Below are 22,189 nucleotides of genomic sequence, written 5' to 3'. Positions count from 1 at the left end.
GATAGGAAACTATCTAAATTTTTTTCGTAATAAAATGAATGAGTATTCATTCAAGGAATAGGGGGAACTAGAATGGATCGTAAAATCAAGCGCGCAGCAGTATTGGGTTCAGGTGTAATGGGTGCTGGAATTGCTGCACATTTGGCTAACATTGGTATTCCTACTTTAATGCTTGACATCGTGCCTCGTGATGTAACAGATGACGAGCAAAAAAAAGGATTAACTCTTGAGGATGCTGTTGTACGTAATCGTATTAGTGCTATAAGCAAACAAAAACTACTTAAGCAAAAGCCATCACCAATTACAAGTAAGAAAAGCTTGGACTTAATTGAAGTTGGAAATATGGATGATCATATGGAACGACTTCAAGAGGTTGATTGGATCATTGAAGTGGTAGTAGAAAATTTGGATATTAAACAAAAGGTATTTGCTAATGTGGATAAATATCGCAAAGAAGGTTCCATCGTAAGCTCAAACACTTCAGGGATTTCTGTAGAGGATATGGTTGAGGGACGTTCCGATGATTTTAAAAAGCACTTTTTAGGAACTCACTTTTTCAATCCACCTCGCTATTTAAAGTTACTAGAAGTTATTCCGACAAAACATACAGATCCAAGTGTTCTAGCTTTTGTTAAGCAATTTGGGGAAGATGTATTAGGGAAAGGTGTAGTGGAAGCGAAGGACACACCTAACTTTATAGCAAACAGAATTGGTACGTATGGATTGCTTGTAACGGTGCGTGAAATGTTAAAAGGCGGTTACAGTGTGGGAGAGGTTGATTCGGTAACGGGTCCATTAATAGGTCGTCCGAAGAGTGCAACCTTCCGTACTTTAGACGTAGTTGGTCTAGATACATTTGCTCACGTAGCAAAGAATGTATACGACAAAGTTGAGGGTGAAGAAAAGGAAGTTTTTGAAGTTCCTGAATTCATGAAAAAAATGCTAGAAAACGGCTGGTTAGGCGCTAAATCTGGCCAAGGATTCTTCTTAAAGAAAAAAGGGGAAAACGGTAGCGTTATTTATGAATTAAACCCTGAAACACTTGAATATGAAGAAAGCAAGAAACTAAAAACAGCAGCTACAGAACTTGCTAAACAGGAAAAAGGTGCTGGCAGAAAAGTGAAAGCGCTTGTATCAGCGAAAGGTGACCGGGCTGGTGATTTGATTTGGTCCATTTCTAAGTCAGCACTCGTTTATTCTGCTGAGTTAGTGGGCGAAATTGCTGATGATATTGTTGCAATTGATGAAGCGATGCGCTGGGGATTCGGCTGGCAGTTAGGTCCATTTGAAATGTGGGATGGAATCGGATTAACTAATTCAGTTGAACGTATGAAAGAAGAAGGCCTAGCAGTACCTGCATGGATTGAAGAAATGATAGGAAATGAATTTGAAAGTTTCTATAAAAAAGAAAACGGAAAAATTTATTACTATGATAAAGGCGAATACAAGGAAAAAGTCGTTAATAAAAAAGAAATAAACTTGAAGCTTCATAAAGAAGTAAATGGCGTTATTTTTAAGAATTCAGGTGGTAGTTTAATAGATATTGGTGACGATGTTGCCTTACTAGAATTCCATTCGCAAAATAATGCTATTGGATTAGATATCATTCAAATGATAAACAAATCCATAGAAGAAGTTGGTTCAAATTATAGAGGTCTTGTCATCGGGAACCAAGGGAAAAACTTCTGTGTTGGTGCTAATCTTGCAATGATGCTTATGGAAGCACAAGACTACAACTTTATGGAAATTGGTATGATCGTTAATCAATTCCAACAAGCAATGATGAAAATAAAATACAGTGAAAAACCGGTAGTAGCAGCTCCGTTCGGTATGACACTAGGTGGAGGAACGGAAATTTGTCTTCCTGCTAGTTCCATACAAGCATCACAAGAATCTTACATGGGACTTGTTGAATTCGGAGTTGGACTTATCCCAGGTGGCGGTGGTAACAAAGAATACTACATTAAGCAACTTCAAGGACTACCAGCTGGAATCGATTTAGACATTCAAAAGGTTGCCATTGATACTTTTGAAAAGATTGCCATGGCTAAAGTTTCCACATCTGCGGCTGAAGCTCGTGAAAATGGTTTATTAAATAACCATGATGCAATTAGTGTTAATGGGGACCACTTAATCTATGATGCGAAACAAAAGGTACTTTCTTTATCACAAGCAGGATATGCTGCTCCAAAGAGAAATAAAGTACCTGTTGTTGGTGAAGCAGGATATGCAACGATGTTATTAGGTGCAAAAGGACTAGTGCTTGGAGGGTACGCATCTGAGCATGACTTGAAAATAGCTGAGAAGCTTGCTTTTGTTCTGGCTGGTGGAAAGTTAAAAGAAGGAACACTAGTAGATGAACAATATTTACTAGATCTTGAGCGTGAAGCATTTTTGAGTTTAATAGGTGAACCTAAAACACAAGCAAGAATGCAACACATGCTTGTAAAAGGAAAGCCACTTCGTAATTAATATTCCAAAACGAATAGGGGGAAGAACCGTGAAGGAAGCTGTTATCGTCTCAGGTGCAAGAACACCTGTCGGAAAAGCAAAAAAAGGATCTCTAGCAAATACACGTCCTGATGATTTGGCTGCATTAACAATTAAAGAAACGTTGAAACGTGCAGGTGGATATAACGGAAATATTGATGACGTCGTAATCGGTTGTGCGATGCCAGAAGCAGAGCAAGGGATGAATATGGCAAGAAATATTGCCGGATTAGCTGGTTTACCAATTGATACTCCTGGTATTACGATTAACCGCTATTGTTCATCAGGTCTGCAAAGTATTGCTTATGCAGCAGAGCGAATTATGCTTGGGCATAGTGACACAATCATTGCAGGTGGAGCAGAATCTATGAGTTTGATTCCAATGGGTGGGCACGTCATTAAGCCTAACTTACAATTGGTAGAAAATGCTCCAGGTTACTATATGTCAATGGGTCACACAGCAGAAGAAGTTGCTAACCGTTTTGGCATTTCGCGAGCTGATCAAGACGCTTTTGCAGTGGCTAGTCATGAACGAGCTGCAAAAGCACTTCAGGAAGGAAAATTCAATGATGAAATCGTTCCTGTTGATGTTACCGTACGTGAGCTTGGTTCAGACAATAAAGTAAAAGAAAAAACATTTACTTTTTCACAAGATGAAGGAGTAAGAGCAGGAACAACAATTGATGTATTAGGGAAATTAAGACCAGCATTTTCTATAACGGGATCTGTAACGGCAGGTAATTCATCACAAATGAGTGATGGTGCTGCAAGCGTTTTAATCATGGATCACGATAAAGCAAGGTCGGAAGGGTTAAAACCACTTGCTCGATTCCGTTCCTTTGCAGTAGCTGGTGTCGAACCAGAAATTATGGGTGTAGGTCCAATAAAAGCGGTTCCAAAAGCACTTGAAATTGCAGGACTAAGCTTATCTGATATTGGTTTATTTGAATTAAATGAAGCATTTGCTTCCCAATCCTTACGTGTAATTCAAGAATTAGGTTTGGATATGGATAAAGTAAATGTAAACGGTGGAGCTATCGCATTAGGTCATCCTCTTGGGTGTACTGGAACGAAATTAACACTTTCTTTAATACACGAAATGAAGCGTAGAAATGAGCAATTTGGTGTTGTGACAATGTGTATTGGTGGCGGAATGGGTGCTGCTGGCGTATTCGAACTTTTATAAAAGGGGGAAAACTCAATGAGTGAAACAAAAGATAAAGTGTTTAAAGGTGGAGCTTTTCTTGTTGAAGATTTAACTGCGGAGGATATTATTACTCCCGAAGATTTTACAGATGAGCATTTAATGATCGCTAAAACTACGGAAGATTATGTTGAAGGAGAAGTTGTTCCTAAATTGGAACAATTGGAAAACCATGAATTTGATATTTCTGTAGAGTTATTAAAGCAAGCTGGTGAGCTTGGTTTGCTAGGAGCAGATGTACCTGAGGAGTATGGTGGACTGGGATTAGATAAAATCAGTTCATCATTAATTACGGAAAAAATGTCTCGCGCTGGTGGCTTCTCTATCTCTCATGGTGCACACGTAGGGATTGGATCTCTTCCAATCGTATTTTTCGGAAATGAAGAGCAAAAGAAAAAATACTTGCCAAAGCTTGCTACAGGTGAGTTATTAGCAGCTTACGCATTAACAGAGCCAGGTTCTGGATCTGATGCTTTAGGAGCTAAAACTACTGCTAAGTTAAATGAAGCAGGAACTCACTATATTCTTAACGGGGAAAAGCAATGGATTACTAACTCCGCTTTCGCTGACGTATTCGTTGTTTACGCAAAAATAGACGGAGAGCAATTTACTGCATTTATCGTAGAAAGAGAATATCCAGGAGTATCAACGGGCCCAGAGGAAAAGAAAATGGGTATTAAGTCATCTTCTACTAGAACGTTAATTTTAGAAGATGCAGAAGTACCTGTTGAGAACGTTTTAGGTGAAATCGGTAGAGGTCACGTAATTGCCTTTAATATCCTGAATGTTGGACGTTATAAATTAGCAATTGGTGGTGTAGGTGGATCTAAGCGTGCTCTTGAGGTAGCTGTTAAATATGCTAACCAACGTAAGCAATTTAAAACACCAATTTCTGGTTTTGCGCTAACACAAGAAAAATTGGCTAAAATGGCTACAGATATATATGCAAACGAAAGTGCTGTGTATCGTACGGTTGGTCTATTTGAACAACGGCTTGGTGGTTTAAGTCAAGAGGAGTTAAATAACGGTAGTGAAGTGGCAAACGGAATTGCGGAATATGCAATCGAGTGCTCCATGAACAAATATACTGCAACAGAATTGCTTGATTATGTTGTAGACGAAGCGGTTCAAATCCACGGTGGTTATGGATTTATGCAAGAATATGAAGTTGAGCGTGCGTACCGTGATTCTAGAATTAACCGTATTTTCGAGGGAACGAATGAAATTAACCGTTTAATTGTTCCAGGAACATTAATTAAAAAAGCAATGAAGGGCGAACTACCTTTGTTCCAAAAAGCAATGGCACTTCAAGAAGAATTGATGATGATGATGCCAGAGCAAGTTGGTGACGAAACTTTAGAGCAAGAAAAATATTTGCTTAAAAATGCGAAGAAAATTGGTTTGTTAGCTGCAGGATTAGCGGCACAAAAATTTGGTCAGAAACTAGAAAAAGAACAAGAAATTCTAGTTAACATTGCTGACATGGCTGCAGAAATCTATAACATGGAATCAGCAATTCTTCGTACGGAAAAAGCAATCAACAAAACTGGTGAAGAGAAAAACAAGCAAAAGCTTCTTTATACACAAGTTTACGTACAAGAAGCATTCAACCGTATTGAAGCAGATGCAAAAGAAACTTTAATCGCTAGTGAAACTGGTGATACTCTTCGCATGATGCTTGGAGCTCTTAGAAAGCTTACTAGACATGATCCTATCAATGTTATTGCGAAGAAACGTGAAATTGCTGCAACAATTATCGAAGAAGAAAAGTATGTAGTTTAACAAAAAGCTTGATCAAAACCCTTGTCAATTTTTTGGCAAGGGTTTCCTTTTGAAAAACATTTTTTCGCAAGATTGTTGCTATTTTCCTTAAACTGCTCCATAACAATATGTGTGAAGCCCCTCCTGTACAAGATGAGTGGTAGTCCGGCGCCGCGGAAAAATACTCGCTTTCCATGGGCAAGACCTCAGCCTCCTCGCGAGCAAAGAGCGCTCGTCTCGGGGGTCTTCAGACTCTTGCTCTCCATAGGAGTCTCGCATGTTTCCGCTGCTTAGGTTAGTGGTCTGTAATAGAAAGCCAGTATTCCTAAAATCAAAACGATAATATCATGTGTCATTTCTGTTCATAAATCAGAAAATCTTTATTAGCGAAGTATTCTGCCGAAGCGGCGAGCTAGTACCTACTTCAAGAAAATAAAAATTACGTCCTATTTTTCATTTACTGTGAGAAGGACCATAATTAAAAATGAAAGTGTTTTTATTTTCTTTCTAAAATCTGCTAAAATATGTCTTGATGGTATTTACAGTAAAGAAGGGGGTATTACATGACGTTAACAGTTTATCAGTATCCAAAATGTGGAACATGCAGAAATGCTATAAAATGGCTAGACAATAAAGGAATAGCGTATCATGCTATACATATTGTAGAAGAACCACCTTCTAAAGAAGAGCTGGCTAAGTTAGTGGAAAAGAGCGGCCTTCCGATTAAAAAGTTTTTTAATACAAGTGGTATGAAGTATAGGGAGTTAGGGTTAAAAGAAAAGCTGAAAGATGCCTCTGAAGATCAAATGCTAGAATGGTTAAGTTCAGATGGTATGTTAATTAAAAGGCCAATTGTAACGGATGGAGAAAATGTAACAGTAGGTTTTAAAGAAGAGACATTTGAGCAAACATGGAAATAATGTTAAGAAGAAATCAATCATAAATATATAACAGTAGAAATTATGGAGGGAAATAAAATGAGTTTACCGAAGGAATTACGCTATTCAGAAGAGCATGAGTGGGTTAAAGTAGAAGGTGACAAAGTTCGAATTGGTATTACAGACTTTGCACAATCTGAGCTAGGAGACATTGTTTTTGTTGAATTACCTGAAGTAGGTGAAGAAATAGAGGTAGATGAGCCATTTGGAAGTGTAGAATCAGTAAAAACAGTTTCTGAATTATATGCACCTCTAAGTGGTAAAATTGTTGAAATTAATGAAGATTTAGAAGACAGTCCTGAATTCGTTAATGAATCACCATACGAAAAGGCTTGGATGATTGTCATTGAACCAACAGATATGTCTCAGCTGGATGCGTTAATGACAGCGGAAGAGTATCAAAAAATGATAGACGAAGAATAATAGAAGATAAATCAAAGGCAGTGTAATAGCTGCCTTTTTCCAATTTGCGGTGTTACGGAAAATAAGAGACAAAGGTGATAATTATGTTAGAGTTGGAAAAAGTGATTATTGTGGAAGGTCGATCAGATCGAAAAAAGGTAGAACATCTTATTAACGAACAATTAGAAATTATTTGTACTAATGGTACACTCGGTATAGAAAAACTGGAAGAGCTAATAGAACAATATGAGTTGGATGATAAAGATATATACATTTTGGTAGATGAAGATGAATCCGGAATTAAATTGAGAAAACAATTAAATAAAGAATTACCTCACGCTCAAAATTTATTTGTGGATAAATCTTATCGTGAAGTTGCAACAACACCTAATAACATACTGGCTTCTGTCTTGGTGTCGGCAAACATTTCTATTCATCCGCACTTTTTAAAAGGGCAGTTTGAATAAAATGATTGAACTTAATCGTGTTGAGTTTCCAGTAGTGTGGAATAGTCCTTATTATCAATTTATATTTATTCATACTCCGCTTTGTGGTACGTGCAAACTGGCTAAGAAAATGCTCGAAACAATGGAGAATATTCCAAACGTACCAAATATACATGCAATGAATGCTTTTCTTTTTCCTGACTATATGCGGCAGTTTGAAGTGAAAAGTGTGCCTTGCTTGGCAATAGTGCGGAAAGGAGCATTGATGGAAAGTATTTACGCCTTTCAATCGATACCCAATGTATATGAAAAAATAAAACAGTATCTATAGAACCATCTCGTGTAATTAGACAAATTCTTTCAACATTTCCCGGGAAATTACAATTCTTATGTTATATTTCCTAAAGCTGATATGATGTCCAAAAAATCGGCTTTATCATCAAATACATTTGTGATTTTTCCGTTTTTGTCGATTAAGACAGTAGTAGGGACCCCTTTACACCCATACATGTTATACACTTCTCTGTCATTATCTTTTAAAACTGGCTGCTTTAAAAACTTTTCTGAAAATAGAATAGCTTCCTCCGTTGTTTTTTCTCTACCTGAAACATTGATGGTTTTTAAACTGATTTTATCTTGAGGAAGGTTATCAAAAAGGTGTTCCTTTTTAGGAAGGTCTATCGCGCAATCCGGACACCATGAAACCCAAAATGTTAAAATAATGACCTTTTTCGCTAGATCTTCAGATAGATGATATACTTTTTGTGAATCTGTTAAGTAAGGTAACGAAAACGTTGGAGCATGCATATCAAAACCTCCATTTTTTATATTGACGTGTTTTTTTCTATATGCTAACATAAACACTAATTTAAATTGAATACTTAATCTTGCGTTCTTATCAAGAGAGGTGGAGGGACTGGCCCTATGAAGCCCGGCAACCATCAAACATTAAATTGTTTGAACGGTGCCAATTCCAACAAAGCTTTGCTTTGGGAGATGAGAAGAGTGAATGTTTTATTATTTCCCTCTTCTTTTGAAGTGGGATTTTTTAATTGGTCAAACTCGATTTACTCTAAAATCAAACATTAAAATAAACTTAAGTGTTGACACTCTTTTTTTGCGATGTTAGAATTACCCTTGTGCTTAAATGTGATAAAGTGATAATGCGTTAATTCGTTAATTTAATATAGTGAATATATGAATCTCTTATCAAGAGAGGTGGAGGGACTGGCCCTATGAAGCCCGGCAACCATCAAACATTAAATTGTTTGAACAGGTGCCAATTCCTGCGAAGCTTAAAAAGCTTTGGCAGATGAGAGAACAGAGGTATTTTCGTGAGCCTTTCTGTTCTCCTGTGGACAGAAAGGCTTTTTGTTTCTTATTGAAGAAGAATTAGAACTAATAAACTGAACAAAGAAAGTAATACTACGAGTGTATGTAGCAAAATGTATGATAAGTGTTCATAGTGAGGGAGGTTAAAAAATGATTTCCATAAAAAGCTTATCCAAAATATATAAATCAAAACATAATGAAGTGAAAGCTGTTGATCACTTAAATCTAAACATAAAAAATGGTGAAATTTTCGGTGTGATTGGATATAGTGGTGCCGGAAAAAGTACTTTTATTCGTTTGCTCAATCGTCTAGAAGAACCTACAGAAGGAGAAATAACGATTAATGGTAAGGATATTACGAAGCTTGGGAGCCGCTCACTTCGTAAAGAGCGACAAAAAATAGGTATGATTTTTCAACACTTTAACCTTTTATGGTCAAGAACAGTCTTGGAAAATATCTCATTTCCACTCGAAATAGCTGGTGTTCCAAGAGATGAAAGAAAAAAGAAAGTCTTAGAGCTTATTAAGCTTGTGGGCTTGAGTGGTAGAGAAAATTATTATCCTTCGCAATTAAGTGGTGGTCAAAAACAAAGGGTTGGTATCGCTAGAGCACTTGCAAATGATCCAGATGTGCTACTCTGTGATGAAGCAACATCTGCACTTGATCCTCAAACAACAGATGATATTTTAGACCTACTCGTAGATATTAATAATAAATTGGGTTTAACGATTATTCTTATTACCCATGAAATGCACGTTATTCAAAAGATTTGCCACCGTGTAGCAGTCATGGAAGGAGGAAAAGTAATTGAGCAGGGGGATGCGCTTGATGTCTTTATGCATCCGAAAGAAAAAACAACAAAGCGTTTTGTGCAACAAGTAATGGGTCCAGAGCAAGATCAAGCATTTATAGAGTCCCTTATTAAAAGTTATGAATCAGGAAAGGTTGTTCGTTTACATTTTGTAGGAGAGTCAACAAATCAAGCTTTAATAAGTGAATTGTCGAAAACCTTCGATATAAATATAAATATTCTTCAAGGTAATATAACCCAAACGCAGGAAGGTGCTTACGGAACATTATTTGTACATTTAGATGGGACTAATGAAGAAATAGAAAAAGCCATTAACTTTATTTCCAAGACGTCTGTTGAAGTGGAGGTACAGTCCTATGCTGAGTAATCTTTTTCCTAATGTTCGAATGGAAGAACTTTGGACAGCAACAGAAGAAACATTGTATATGACAGGAATTTCTGTATTAGGGACTTTAATTTTTGGAATTATTTTGGGGTTGCTATTGTTTTTAACAGATCGTGGGAATATTTGGGAAAATAAAGCAACAAACTTTGTGATAGCAACTGTAGTTAATGTGTTTCGTGCCATTCCTTTTATCATACTAATTTTTCTTTTGTTTCCCTTTACAGATTTTATTATGGGAACCATTCGTGGTCCAAAAGCAGCACTTCCAGCCTTAATTATTGGGGCTTCTCCATTTTATGCTCGTATGGTTGAAATAGCTTTAAAGGAGGTGGATAAAGGAGTATTAGAAGCAGCAAAGGCAATGGGAGCTAAAACTTCTCATGTAATAATGAAAGTTTTATTGCCAGAGTCCATGCCAGCTCTCATTTCAGGGATAACTGTAACAGCTATTTCCTTAATTAGTTTCACTGCGATGGCAGGTGCGATAGGTGCAGGTGGTTTAGGTGATTTAGCTTATCGAAAAGGGTTTCAAAGATGGGATTTTGATGTTGTATTTGCCTGTACGATATTAATTGTTTTCATTGTATTTATTTTTCAGTTTATTGGTGATTTTACTTCAAGAAAAATGGATAAAAGATAAAAAACATAAGGAGTGTTTACGTAATGAAAAAAATTCTAACTTTATTATTTACTGCACTATTCATTTTCGCATTAGCTGCATGTGGTACAGCTGAAGAGGACACACAAAAGGATACGGATACAAATGCTGGAGAAGCTCAAGATAATGAAGCTGCTGAAGAGAACACAGAGGCAACTACAATCGTTGTTGGGTCTACTGCAGTTCCTCATTCTGAAGTTTTAGAGAAAGCAAAACCTATTTTAGCTGAGCAAGGAATTGAATTACAAATTGAAGTTTACCAAGACTATATTTTACCTAACCAAGATTTGAATGAAGATCGTTTAGATGCAAACTATTTCCAGCATACACCTTACTTAAATCAACAAGTAGCAGACTTCGGTTATGATTTTGTTAGCTTAGGTGGTGTTCACATTGAGCCTATCGGAATTTATTCTAAAAACATTACGAGTGTAGATGAAATTCCAGATGGTACTGCTGTTCTTTTAAGTAACTCAGAACCGGATCACGGTCGTATTTTAGCGCTGTTTGAGCGTGAAGGTCTTATTACAATTGCTGATGGTGTTGAGCCGACGGAAGCTCTATTAGATGATATTGTAGAAAATCCAAAAAACCTAGAGTTCGATCCTAGCTATGATCCAGGCTTTTTACCGGAATACTACAACCGTGAAGAAGACACTTTAGTAGCCATTAATACAAATTATGCAATTGAAGCAGGATTACTTCCAACTGAAGATGCTCTAATCTTAGAAGGTCCTGAATCACCATATGCAAACCTACTTGTTACAAAAACAGGAAACGAAAATAATGAAGCGTTGTTAGCATTATTGGAAGTTCTTCGTTCTGAGGAAATTCAAACATTTATGGAAGAAGAGTATAGCGGTGCAATTGTGCCAGTTAATGAATAAGCCCCCAATTTTTTAAATATATAGTAATGTAAAGAAATAAGAAGTAAATCGTATTATTAATAAATAAAAGGGATTTAACCGACTTCATTCCGGTTAGATCCCTTTTATTGTTTACATGTATCAACATATAGCTTTTGTCGAAAACTTAATAACGATGCTACAATATATATCGTAGTAATAAAGAAAGGATGATTTCGTCATTTCTGACCATTTGGCTTTAAACTATACGGGTGAAATGGAAAAAGCTATGCAACAATCACATGGAATTGGCTATAAAGAGTATAGCCGTAAATTAGAAAAACGTTTAGAAGTGGAAAAACGTAGAGAAAAAGAATATCAGAAAAGTCGACAAATAACTGCAGAAGTTGATAGACAGTTGTTTAAATAATGATCTATAGAACAGAAAGGTGACTGTATTTTTTGCAGTCACCTTTCTGTTTTTTTAGGAAAAAACTCAGTAGAAAAGTGATAAAATTTAATTACACAATTTTATTAGGCAACACTATGATTACACGTTCTTAAATCAAGGGGTATTTGTTGATTATAGATACTAAATGTTATAAGATTGTAATGAGAATAGAATGAGAATAGTTTTAATTAAACTATAAATTAAATTTATTAAATTATTGGAGGTATCTTTAATGGCAGCATCAACATTAGTAATCAAAGATCTTCATGTCGAAATTGAAGGTAAAGAAATATTAAAAGGTGTTAATCTTACTATTAACACTGGTGAATTCCATGCAGTTATGGGACCGAACGGAACTGGTAAATCTACGTTAGCTTCTGCAATCATGGGTCACCCTAAATATGAAATAACAAAAGGTTCAGTCCTTTTAAATGGGGAAGATGTATTGGAAATGGAAGTTGACGAACGTGCGCAAGCAGGTTTGTTCCTTGCTATGCAATACCCGAGTGAAATTAGTGGTGTGACAAATTCAGATTTCCTTCGCTCTTCTATTAATGCATTACGTGGTGAAGGTAATGAAATTCCTTTAATGCAATTCATTAAAGAAATGGATGCTGCGATGGATTATCTTGAAATGGATAAAAACATGGCACAACGTTATTTAAATGAAGGTTTCTCTGGTGGGGAAAAGAAACGTAATGAAATTTTACAACTTATGCTATTAAAACCAGCTATTGGTATTCTAGATGAAATTGACTCTGGACTTGATATTGATGCATTAAAAGTTGTATCAAAAGGTATTAACAAAATGCGTAACGACGGTTTTGGTTGCTTAATCATTACGCACTATCAACGCCTACTTGAATACATTACTCCAGACAAAGTACATGTTATGATGCAAGGTCGCGTTGTAAAATCAGGTGGACCTGAATTAGCAGAACGCTTAGAAGCAGAAGGTTACGAGTGGATTAAAGAAGAATTAGGAATTGAAGACGAGACTGTAGGTCAAGAAGCGTAATCGATTAGGAGGGGTATCATGGCCGTAGAAACTAAATTACCATACGATAAACAGTATGTTAGCCAATTTTCAGAAAAACGTGGCGAGCCAAATTGGATGAAAGAATTTCGATTACAAGCTTTGGAGCAATCAGAGAATTTGCCAATGCCGAAGCCAGAAAAGACAAGAATCGATACTTGGAACTTTACGGAATTCAACCATGAAGTTACTGGTGCTGAAATTTCTAATTTGGAAGAGCTACCTGAGCAATTAAAAGTATTTTTTGATTTAGAGTCAAAAAATGAAAATGTACTTATTCAACGTAATCACACTGTAGCATATGCTTCTTTAGCAGATTCGTTAAAAGATAAAGGGGTTATCTTTACTGACATTTTCACTGCCGTTAAGGAACATAGTGATCTTGTTAAAAAATATTACATGCGTGATACATTGAGTGTAGACGAAAATCGTTTAACTGCTTTGCATGCAGCGTTACTAAACGGTGGTGTTTTCATTTACGTACCGAAAAATGTTGTAATTGATGAACCACTTCAAACGATTTTTTGGCAAGAAGATGAAGAGGCTGCCTTATATAATCATGTTCTAATTGTTGCTGACCAAGGTAGTGAAGTGACTTACGTAGAAAACTACGTATCACATAATGATGAAAAACCTTCAGTGGCAAATATAGTGACAGAAGTAATTGCTCTTGATCAAGCACGTGTATCTTATGGTGCTGTTGACAACTTTGCTCAAGGAACGACAACATATGTAAACCGTAGAGGTGTTGCATATCGTGATGCTAAGATTGAATGGGCAATTGGACAAATGAATGATGGAAATACTATTTCAGAGAACACAACAAATTTAATGGGTGATAACTCGCATGCAGAAGCCAAAGCGGTAACAGTAGGACGTGGTAATCAAAGCCAAAATTTTGTTGCTAATATTACTCACTTTGGTAAAGGTTCAGAAGGATATATTTTGTCGCACGGTGTGATGAAAGATAAAGCATCCTCCATTTTTAGTGGAATAGGAAAAATTGAACACGGTGCTTCAAAATCAAATGCTGAACAAGAATCACGAGTTTTGATGTTAAGTGAAGGTGCACGTGGAGACGCGAACCCAATCCTATTAATTGATGAAGATGATGTTACTGCTGGTCACGCAGCATCAGTTGGCCGAGTAGATCCACTTCAATTGTTCTATTTGATGAGTCGAGGAATTTCGAAAAAAGAAGCTGAGCGATTAGTAATCCATGGTTTCTTAGCACCTGTTGTTAATCAAATCCCAATCGAAGCTGTTAGAAAACAACTAACAAATGTGATTGAAAGGAAAGTTAATTAATGGATGTTAACCAAATCCGAAAAGAGTTTCCTATCTTAGATCAGGAAGTTAACGGTCATCCTTTAGTTTATTTAGATAGTGCGGCTACTTCTCAAAAGCCGAAAGCTGTTTTACAAAAGCTTGATGAATATTATCGTTCGCATAATTCTAATGTTCATCGTGGTGTTCATACTTTAGGTAACAGAGCAACAGAAGGCTATGAAGGTGCTCGTGAAAAAGTAAGAAATTTCATTAATGCTAATAGCACAAAGGAAATTATTTTTACGCGAGGAACGACAACAGCTATTAATAAAGTTGCTTATAGTTATGCTAGAGCGAATTTGAAAAAGGGTGATGAAATCGTCATTACCCCAATGGAACATCACAGTAATATTATTCCTTGGCAGCAAGCAGCAAAAGCTACAGGTGCTGACTTAAAGTATATTCCTTTACAGCCAGATGGAACGATTACATTAGAAGATGTAGAAAAAACGATAACGAATAAAACAAAAGTAGTTGCAATGGTACACGTATCTAATGTATTAGGTACAATTAATCCAATTAAAGAAGTAGCCACCATCGCACATAAAAATGGTGCGATCTTACTAGTCGATGGAGCACAAAGCACACCACATATGCGGGTAGATGTTCAAGAATTGGATTGTGACTTTTTCACTTTTTCTGCGCATAAGATGTGTGGACCTAGTGGTGTGGGCGTATTATATGGTAAGCAAGAACTTCTTGAGAAAATGGAGCCTGTTGAATTTGGTGGAGAAATGATTGACTTTGTTGATTTATATGAATCAACCTGGAAGGAACTACCTTGGAAGTTTGAAGGAGGAACACCAATCATTGCTGGTGCAATAGGCCTTGGTGCAGCGATTGATTTTATTGAAGAAATTGGAATAGAAAATATTGAAGCACACGAGAAGGATTTAGCCGCATATGCCATGCAACGTCTTCGTACTATAGAAGGAATAGAAATATATGGTCCTGAAAAAAGGGCTGGGCTTGTAACCTTTAATTTAGATGGGGTACATCCTCATGACTTAGCTACTGCTCTTGATCAACAAGGTATTGCTGTTCGAGCGGGACATCATTGTGCTCAGCCTCTCATGAAGTGGCTAAAGGTATCGGCTACAGCGAGAGCCAGTTTTTACCTTTACAATACTAGGGAAGAAATTGATAAACTAGTAGTAGGACTTGAAAAAACAAAGGAGTTTTTCGGTGATGTCTTTTGATAACCTTGACACGCTTTACCGACAAGTAATTATGGATCACTATAAAAACCCTAGAAATAAAGGGGAATTCTCAGGTGATGATCATCTTACAATTGAGATGAATAATCCAACCTGTGGAGATAGAATTCATTTACAGCTACAGGTAGAGAATGGAACTGTTAAAGATGCTAAGTTTGACGGCGAAGGTTGTTCTATAAGCATGTCATCAGCTTCCATGATGACACAAGCAATCAAAGGAAAACCAGTAGAGGAAGCTTTAAAACTTTCCGAATACTTTTCAAATATGATTCAAGGTAAAGATATGGAAACGGAAGATTTAGATATAGGGGATATTCAAGCACTACAAGGTGTTTCAAAATTTCCAGCACGTATTAAATGCGCAACTCTTGCATGGAAGGCAATGGAGAAAGGTGTAGGAGAAGAAAAAGTGTAATTTAATTTTTCTCTTACGCTATGTGCAGATTTTTGCTTTTAATCAAAAGGAGGTATTTAAATGGCTAAGAAAGCACCGGAAATTGGTGATTACAAGTATGGTTTCTCTGACCGTGATATTTCCATTTTCCGTACAGAACGTGGTTTAACGGAAAATATCGTTAGAGAAATTTCTAAAATGAAAGAAGAACCAGAATGGATGCTTGAGTTCCGTTTAAAATCACTCGAGCAATTTTATAAAAAACCAATGCCACAGTGGGGTGGCGATTTAGCTGAATTAAATTTCGATGATATTACGTACTACGTAAAACCATCTGAAAAGTCTGAGCGCTCTTGGGATGAAGTACCTGAAGAAATCAAACGTACTTTTGATAAATTAGGTATTCCTGAAGCGGAACAGAAATATTTAGCAGGTGTATCTGCTCAGTATGAATCTGAAGTAGTTTACCACAACATGAAAGAAGATCTTCAGGAAATGGGAATTGTGTTTAAAGATACCGACACAGCACTTAAGGAAAACGAAGATCTCTTCAAGGAATATTTCGGTAAATTGATTCCACCATCTGATAATAAATTTTCTGCGTTAAACTCTGCAGTATGGTCTGGTGGATCATTTATATACGTACCAAAAGGTGTAAAAGTAGATACACCACTTCAAGCGTATTTCCGTATTAATTCAGAGAATATGGGACAGTTTGAACGTACACTTATTATTGTTGATGAAGGTGCATCTGTACACTATGTGGAAGGTTGTACAGCTCCAGTATATACAACTAACTCTCTGCACAGTGCGGTTGTAGAAATCTTTGTAAAGAAAGATGGCTACTGTCGATACACAACCATTCAAAACTGGGCGAACAATGTTTATAACCTAGTGACAAAACGTGCGGAGTGCCATGAAAATGCCACAATGGAATGGATTGATGGAAATATCGGTTCAAAATTAACAATGAAATATCCTGCAATCTTCCTTAAAGGGGAAGGCGCACGTGGAATGACATTGTCTATCGCACTAGCTGGTAAAGGACAACATCAGGATGCTGGTGCAAAAATGTTGCATTTAGCACCTAACACTTCTTCCACTATCGTTTCAAAATCTATTTCTAAACATGGTGGTAAAGTAACATACCGTGGTATTGTACACTTTGGTAAAAAGGCATCAGGCGCTCGTGCTAATATCGAGTGTGACACATTAATTATGGATAATGAGTCTACATCTGATACGATTCCTTACAATGAAATATTAAACGATAACATTTCTTTAGAACATGAAGCAAAAGTTTCTAAAGTATCTGAAGAGCAATTGTTCTATTTAATGAGTCGTGGTATTTCTGAGGAAGAAGCAACAGAAATGATCGTTATGGGCTTTATTGAACCATTTACAAAAGAATTACCAATGGAATATGCTGTTGAAATGAACCGACTAATCAAGTTCGAAATGGAAGGTTCAATCGGATAATAAAGAGGAACCCGTTTCTGGTAAAGAAACGGGTTTTTTTTGTCTATTTTTAAAAGATGGTTGTCCTAAAGGTAGGAGCCTCAACGTAACGAATAAATATCTTTCATGCGTTCATTATGTGCCCTAACGTTTATTTTAAGGGTGATGGAAGAAATGCTCACTAAGAAAGTATGGCATGTTGAGAATGTTTACTTTAATTTTCCATAGTAAATGTGAAATAATATAAGAAATATAAAAAAAGAAAGATAGTTGAGCTGCAATGATTTTTATATTAATGATTATAATCGGATTTTCTTCTGCATTTCTTGGAAGTATAGCAGGACTTGGTGGAGGCATCATTTTTGTCCCAAGTATTTTGCTTTTGCAACATAATATGCTTGGCTTTGAATGGGCAACGCCCCAGGCAATTGTAGGAATGTCGCTGTTAGTCATGATTTTCACAGGTTTATCATCAACTTTTGCTTACTTAAAATATAAACGAATTGATGTAAAAAGCGGTAGTATTTTTTTAATTGGGAGTATCCCTGGTTCTTTAATCGGAGTATGGATGAATAAGTTTGTAGAAACAGAGGGGTTCCAATTATACTTTGGTATGTTAATGCTTTTTATTAGCGCGATGTTTTTTGTTCGAAAAAGAATTTCTTCAAGTAAATTAATCAAAAATGAAAGAGGATTCAAGAGAACCTTTGCGTTTAGAGGAGAAGTGCACCACTATACTTTTTCTGTCCCCATCGCTTTATCCATTGCATTTGTCGTTGGGACATGTTCAGGATTGTTCGGTATAGGTGGTGGTTCCCTTATGGTACCAGCAATGATTTTATTGTTTGGTTTTCCACCACACATAGCTGCTCCAACTTCTATGTTTATGATTTTTGTATCGAGTAGTTTTAGCTCGGTAGCTCATATTGGATTAGGTCATATTCATTGGGAGTATGCATTATATTTCATACCTGCTGCTTGGATAGGTGGGACAATTGGAGCAAAGGTAAGTCAAAAACTAAAAAGTGGAACGATTGAATTAGTTTTACGAATCCTAATTATACTGATTGGCATTCAATTAATTTTGGAAGGCTTGTTCTAAGGAGAATCGATTACATGAAGGAAAATATTTTTCTTTACTTTACGAGTGATTTACATAGTCATTTTGAAAACTGGCCTAAAATTGCTAATTATTTAGAAAAAAAATCAGCTATCCATAAGCAAGAAGGCGACCAATACTACTTAATTGATAATGGGGATCATTTAGATCGTGTGCATCCAATTACAGAGGCTTATTTAGGTAAAGTGAATATAGATTTTCTAAATGAAGCTAAATATGATGTTGTTACTGTGGGAAATAATGAAGGTATTACCTTACCACCAGATAATTTGTATGAACTCTATGATAAAGCAAATTTTGAGGTAGTCTGTGGAAATATTGGAACTAAGGATAAAGTCGCTCCATCATGGCTTAAGCCGTATACAATTATAACGACAAGGAGTGGGATTAAGATAGGTGTAATAGGATTGACTGCTCCTTTTCACTTATTTTATGAACAACTTGGATGGAAAGCTGAATCACCTTACACCATATTGGATCAATTACTACCGGAACTGAAAGAGAAAAGTGATATCGTGTTGCTCCTATCTCATTTAGGTATCAACGATGATGAATATATTAGTAATCATTACGCTGGAATTGATGTGATAATCGGTGGTCATACACACCATCTATTTAAAGAAGGAAATGTAATTAACAATACGTTACTCACAGCTGTTGGGAAGTATGGATTTCATGTTGGGAAAATTCAGCTAACGTGGGACCACCATTTAAAAAGGTTAATTAGGAAGGTTGCTGTTGCCGATGAACTGGCAGATGATTCCGATCATCTTCATACAGTAAAATTATTAGATGATTATAACGATAAAGCAACGGAGTTACTTAATGAACCAGTTGGTACACTGAAAAAAGATTATGAAGTGGACTCGTTTGAAGAAACAGTATTAATGAAAACCTTAGTCCAAACCTTACAGACATGGACAAAAGCTGATTGTGCCATGCTTAATGCGGGGATATTGCTAGATGGATTAAAAGCCGGTGTTGTTTCAAAAGGGGATTTGCACCGAATATGTCCTCATCCAATTAATCCTTGTAAGGTGAGAATATCAGGAGAGTTAATTTTAGAAGCAATAAGAATGGGCCTTTCCAAACGATTTACTGAATTCGAGTTAAAGGGTTTTGGATTTAGAGGAAAGCAAATTGGGAAAATGATATTTTCAAATATTGATGTTCATGTTCATTATGGTGAAGACAACCATGTATTTGTGAAAGAGGTATGGATAAATGGAAAGCCAGTAGATGAAGACAAGGAATATGAGGTTGCAACAGCAGATATGTTTACGTTCGGAAAGTTACTTCCTGGAATTGCTGCTTCTAAGGAAAAAGAATATTTCATGCCTGAGTTTATACGGGATGTGTTGTCTGAAACCGTAAAAAAATTAAGTAAATTAGGTTAACGTTTTGCTCTCTTACTCATACATTGTATGGAAGGGAGCGTGAAGAAGTGGTTACAGTAGAACCTTTATGGATTAACGATAAGCCTTTCACTGCAGTTCAGGTAAAGCTACCGAAAACAAATTTAATGGTGGTGTCCAATGAAGTTGGTTATATAATGTGTGGTGCTCTTGATGTGGATTTATTAAGTGATAAACTATATGAAAGACAAATTGTTGCAGGAAGAGCTGTAGGTGTTAAAACAATTGAAGACCTTCTGGAAGCGCCTCTTGATAAGGTTACTACCACATCAAAAGAAAAATATGGTTGGGAAGAAGGCATGAGTTGTAAGGACGCTCTTTTACGCCTTTAATACACAGAAAAATACGAGTAACATAAAGGCCTGTCTCTATAAGAGCAGGTCTTCTATATGTTTTTCGACATAATATATTCAAAATTTGTTTATATATGTAAAATATTCAGAAAGTAATGTATAATAATTACAAAAATTATTTTCCATGAATAGGTGAATGTAATGAAAATAGTTCCGTTAGAAGCGTTAAAACCAGGTGATAAGCTTGCTAGGCCCCTTTTTAGTACTAGTGGACAATTTTTACTTCATCAAGAGACAATTTTAACAAATCAACTACTAGATCGGTTAATGAAATATGAAATTGAACACGCTTACATCACAAAAGATATATCTATAAATTTAGATTCTAAAACTTTTATAGAGAAAGATCATAAGAATAAGGTAGTTCAATACATAAGAGAATCTTTTCACACAATATATAATCATCCAATTAATGGAAACACATTTATCGTTGAACAAGCTGCAGAGGGATTAAAACAAGTAGTCGGTGATATGAACAAGCTTGTAAAGCAAAATAACGATATAGTTTCATTACTCTCGGATGTATTTGTCTTTGATGACTCCATCTTTACCCATTCATTAAATGTAACTATTTATACTTTAACGATTGCCAGAGAATTACCTTTTACAAAACAAGAACTTGAGGAACTCGGTTTAGGAGCATTGCTGCATGATATCGGGAAATTAAAAATTCCAAAAGAGATATTACTAAAACCAGATAGATTATCAAAAGAGGAATATGAAATCGTTAAGCATCATACTGTTTACGGCTATGATATGATTAAATTAATTCCAAATATACCGCAATCGGTACTGCGTTGTGTGAAGGAACATCATGAGCGTTTAAATGGAACAGGTTATCCGGAAGGCTTATCTAGTGACAAACTACATATTTTCTCCAAAATTATTGGAGTTGCAGATACGTTTGATGCAATGACGACAGAACGTGTGTATCAGGATAAAAGACTACCCCATGAGGCATTAGAAATTTTATATACTGGTAGTGGAACGTTGTTTGAACAAAAATACATAGAATTATTTAGGCAGAACGTAGCCGTTTATCCAAACGGAATGAAAATTGTTTTAAATGATGGCCGAAAAGGGATTGTCATAAAGCAAAATAATGAAGTTTCTGATCGACCTATACTGACCATTTTAGAAGAACAAGGAAAAGCAGTGAAAGAAACATATGAAATAGATTTGTCCAAACATCTTAATCTAGTCGTACAAAAAATCTATAACGAGTGATTTGTAAAAAAAATTTAATACTTTGGTCAACCCTTCTGTATTCTGAGCATAGATTTTTTACAGAGGGGGTTTTTTTGTGAGAAGAAAATTTAGTAAACAACGAAGAAGTGGACCGCCTCCCGTGGGTCATGTTTTTGCCATAACGTTGATTGTCTTTTTGGTAATGATTTTTTTTAGTTTATGGTTAATTGATAAAGGACTAAAACCAACGTTAATGGAAATAGCTGAAACAGAAATCAGACAAGTAGCAAGGGATGCTATTAACCAAGCAATGAGTAAAAAAATGACAGAAGATTTACAGTCCGATGAAGTGATCGATATTGAAACAGACAATGACGGTAACATCACAACCCTGGGTTGGAATCCCGTTGTCATAAATAGAGTACAAAGGAATGCTACATACAGGGTAAGAAACTATCTAAACAATGTAGAACGAGGCATAGCTAATCCAGAAACATCGCTTGATATAGAAGGGGAGGACAACGGTGGGCTAGAAGCAGAAAGTTTAAATCAACTTCCGGCCTATACAGAAATACCGTTAGGTCAAGCAACAAATAATGCCTTATTAGCTAACTTAGGTCCCAAAATACCTATTCGTTTTACTGTAATTGGCGACGTGCAAACAGATAAGAAGATAGAAGTTAGAGAATATGGTATTAATGGTGCATTAGTAGATCTATCGATTGATTTAAAAGTAACTGTGCGAATTGTTGTACCTTTTTCCACGGAGGAAGAGGAAGTTAGCCAAAATATATTTTATGATTCTAGAGTAATTATGGGAGAAGTTCCAGACTTTTATGGTGGAGGAGGAAACGATAGGGGCCCTCAAGTTACTGTCCCATATGATTCTTTACCTTAGCATGAGAAAATCTATATATGATGGATAGTAATTCAACCAAAGGTAATGATAGGTATT

The 22,189-nt window shown here is 36.2% G+C and carries 22 protein-coding genes and 2 riboswitches; of the genes, 21 read left to right on the top strand and 1 reads right to left on the bottom strand.

All coding sequences use genetic code 11. The features are described from left to right. Positions 1 to 72: 72 nt before the first annotated feature. The 7 genes from HNQ94_RS09415 to HNQ94_RS09385 all read left to right on the top strand — a co-directional run bounded on the left by HNQ94_RS09415 (position 73) and on the right by HNQ94_RS09385 (position 7,572). Entirely contained in the window at positions 73 to 2,472 is a 2,400-nt protein-coding gene (locus HNQ94_RS09415) for a 3-hydroxyacyl-CoA dehydrogenase/enoyl-CoA hydratase family protein (protein WP_174496168.1), read from the top strand. Positions 2,473 to 2,500: 28 nt separating this feature from the next. Next, the gene (locus HNQ94_RS09410; RefSeq protein ID WP_174496169.1) at positions 2,501 to 3,676 is read left to right on the top strand and encodes an acetyl-CoA C-acetyltransferase; all 1,176 of its coding nucleotides are present in this window, start codon (positions 2,501 to 2,503) and stop codon (positions 3,674 to 3,676) included. Between the two features lie 15 nt (positions 3,677 to 3,691). After that, positions 3,692 to 5,476 (top strand): acyl-CoA dehydrogenase FadE, encoded by a 1,785-nt coding sequence (locus HNQ94_RS09405; protein WP_174496170.1) that lies wholly within the window; start codon positions 3,692 to 3,694, stop codon positions 5,474 to 5,476. 542 nt (positions 5,477 to 6,018) lie between these two features. Beyond that, on the top strand, positions 6,019 to 6,375 hold the full coding sequence (locus tag HNQ94_RS09400) for an arsenate reductase family protein (protein WP_174496171.1): 357 nt from the start codon (positions 6,019 to 6,021) through the stop codon (positions 6,373 to 6,375). Positions 6,376 to 6,432: 57 nt separating this feature from the next. After that, entirely contained in the window at positions 6,433 to 6,816 is a 384-nt protein-coding gene (gene gcvH / locus HNQ94_RS09395; RefSeq protein ID WP_174496172.1) for a glycine cleavage system protein GcvH, read from the top strand. An 83-nt stretch (positions 6,817 to 6,899) separates the two neighbouring features. Continuing rightward, positions 6,900 to 7,262 (top strand): toprim domain-containing protein, encoded by a 363-nt coding sequence (locus HNQ94_RS09390; RefSeq protein WP_174496173.1) that lies wholly within the window; start codon positions 6,900 to 6,902, stop codon positions 7,260 to 7,262. 1 nt (position 7,263) lies between these two features. After that, entirely contained in the window at positions 7,264 to 7,572 is a 309-nt protein-coding gene (locus HNQ94_RS09385) for a thioredoxin family protein (RefSeq protein WP_174496174.1), read from the top strand. 56 nt (positions 7,573 to 7,628) lie between these two features. Here HNQ94_RS09385 and HNQ94_RS09380 read toward each other — a convergent pair whose 3' ends face one another. Beyond that, the gene (locus HNQ94_RS09380; protein WP_174496175.1) at positions 7,629 to 8,048 is read right to left on the bottom strand and encodes a TlpA family protein disulfide reductase; all 420 of its coding nucleotides are present in this window, start codon (positions 8,046 to 8,048) and stop codon (positions 7,629 to 7,631) included. An 85-nt stretch (positions 8,049 to 8,133) separates the two neighbouring features. Further along, positions 8,134 to 8,244, top strand: a riboswitch (SAM riboswitch). 200 nt (positions 8,245 to 8,444) lie between these two features. Further along, a riboswitch (SAM riboswitch) is annotated at positions 8,445 to 8,560 on the top strand. 163 nt (positions 8,561 to 8,723) lie between these two features. Here HNQ94_RS09380 and HNQ94_RS09375 point away from each other — a divergent pair. The 14 genes from HNQ94_RS09375 to yunB all read left to right on the top strand — a co-directional run bounded on the left by HNQ94_RS09375 (position 8,724) and on the right by yunB (position 22,132). Next, complete coding sequence (locus HNQ94_RS09375) at positions 8,724 to 9,752, top strand: methionine ABC transporter ATP-binding protein (RefSeq protein ID WP_174496176.1); 1,029 nt, start codon at positions 8,724 to 8,726, stop codon at positions 9,750 to 9,752. Continuing rightward, complete coding sequence (locus tag HNQ94_RS09370; RefSeq protein ID WP_174496177.1) at positions 9,742 to 10,410, top strand: methionine ABC transporter permease; 669 nt, start codon at positions 9,742 to 9,744, stop codon at positions 10,408 to 10,410. Before HNQ94_RS09375 ends, HNQ94_RS09370 begins: the two co-directional genes overlap by 11 nt. A gap of 23 nt (positions 10,411 to 10,433) precedes the next feature. Then, positions 10,434 to 11,315: a MetQ/NlpA family ABC transporter substrate-binding protein gene (locus tag HNQ94_RS09365; protein ID WP_174496178.1), complete on the top strand. Its 882-nt coding sequence runs from the start codon at positions 10,434 to 10,436 to the stop codon at positions 11,313 to 11,315. Between the two features lie 235 nt (positions 11,316 to 11,550). Then, a complete protein-coding gene (locus HNQ94_RS09360) occupies positions 11,551 to 11,703 on the top strand; it encodes a YuzK family famiily protein (protein WP_174496179.1) in 153 nt (50 codons plus the stop codon). 253 nt (positions 11,704 to 11,956) lie between these two features. Further along, the gene (sufC, locus tag HNQ94_RS09355; protein ID WP_174496180.1) at positions 11,957 to 12,742 is read left to right on the top strand and encodes a Fe-S cluster assembly ATPase SufC; all 786 of its coding nucleotides are present in this window, start codon (positions 11,957 to 11,959) and stop codon (positions 12,740 to 12,742) included. 18 nt (positions 12,743 to 12,760) lie between these two features. Continuing rightward, entirely contained in the window at positions 12,761 to 14,068 is a 1,308-nt protein-coding gene (gene sufD / locus HNQ94_RS09350) for a Fe-S cluster assembly protein SufD (RefSeq protein ID WP_174496181.1), read from the top strand. Further along, positions 14,068 to 15,288 (top strand): cysteine desulfurase, encoded by a 1,221-nt coding sequence (locus HNQ94_RS09345; RefSeq protein WP_174496182.1) that lies wholly within the window; start codon positions 14,068 to 14,070, stop codon positions 15,286 to 15,288. Before sufD ends, HNQ94_RS09345 begins: the two co-directional genes overlap by 1 nt. Next, on the top strand, positions 15,278 to 15,721 hold the full coding sequence (gene sufU, locus HNQ94_RS09340) for a Fe-S cluster assembly sulfur transfer protein SufU (RefSeq protein WP_174496183.1): 444 nt from the start codon (positions 15,278 to 15,280) through the stop codon (positions 15,719 to 15,721). Before HNQ94_RS09345 ends, sufU begins: the two co-directional genes overlap by 11 nt. A gap of 60 nt (positions 15,722 to 15,781) precedes the next feature. Further along, complete coding sequence (sufB, locus tag HNQ94_RS09335; RefSeq protein WP_174496184.1) at positions 15,782 to 17,179, top strand: Fe-S cluster assembly protein SufB; 1,398 nt, start codon at positions 15,782 to 15,784, stop codon at positions 17,177 to 17,179. A gap of 259 nt (positions 17,180 to 17,438) precedes the next feature. Further along, positions 17,439 to 18,260 (top strand): sulfite exporter TauE/SafE family protein, encoded by an 822-nt coding sequence (locus tag HNQ94_RS09330; RefSeq protein WP_174496185.1) that lies wholly within the window; start codon positions 17,439 to 17,441, stop codon positions 18,258 to 18,260. A 14-nt stretch (positions 18,261 to 18,274) separates the two neighbouring features. Then, the gene (locus HNQ94_RS09325) at positions 18,275 to 19,675 is read left to right on the top strand and encodes a bifunctional metallophosphatase/5'-nucleotidase (RefSeq protein ID WP_174496186.1); all 1,401 of its coding nucleotides are present in this window, start codon (positions 18,275 to 18,277) and stop codon (positions 19,673 to 19,675) included. A gap of 47 nt (positions 19,676 to 19,722) precedes the next feature. Continuing rightward, positions 19,723 to 20,025 carry a YunC family protein gene (locus tag HNQ94_RS09320; protein ID WP_174496187.1) on the top strand — a complete coding sequence of 101 codons (303 nt, stop codon included), beginning with the start codon at positions 19,723 to 19,725 and terminating at the stop codon, positions 20,023 to 20,025. A gap of 162 nt (positions 20,026 to 20,187) precedes the next feature. Then, a complete protein-coding gene (locus HNQ94_RS09315) occupies positions 20,188 to 21,273 on the top strand; it encodes an HD-GYP domain-containing protein (protein WP_174496188.1) in 1,086 nt (361 codons plus the stop codon). Between the two features lie 76 nt (positions 21,274 to 21,349). After that, positions 21,350 to 22,132, top strand: a complete 783-nt coding sequence (yunB, locus tag HNQ94_RS09310) for a sporulation protein YunB (protein ID WP_246199985.1) — start codon at positions 21,350 to 21,352, stop codon at positions 22,130 to 22,132. Positions 22,133 to 22,189 lie beyond the last annotated feature (57 nt).

Source organism: Salirhabdus euzebyi (genome assembly GCF_014207435.1).
In the GTDB taxonomy this organism is placed as follows: Bacteria; Bacillota; Bacilli; order Bacillales; family Alkalibacillaceae; genus Salirhabdus; species Salirhabdus euzebyi.
The sequence above is the reverse complement of the archived record's forward strand: the minus strand, read 5'-3'. Positions and strand labels throughout refer to the sequence as shown.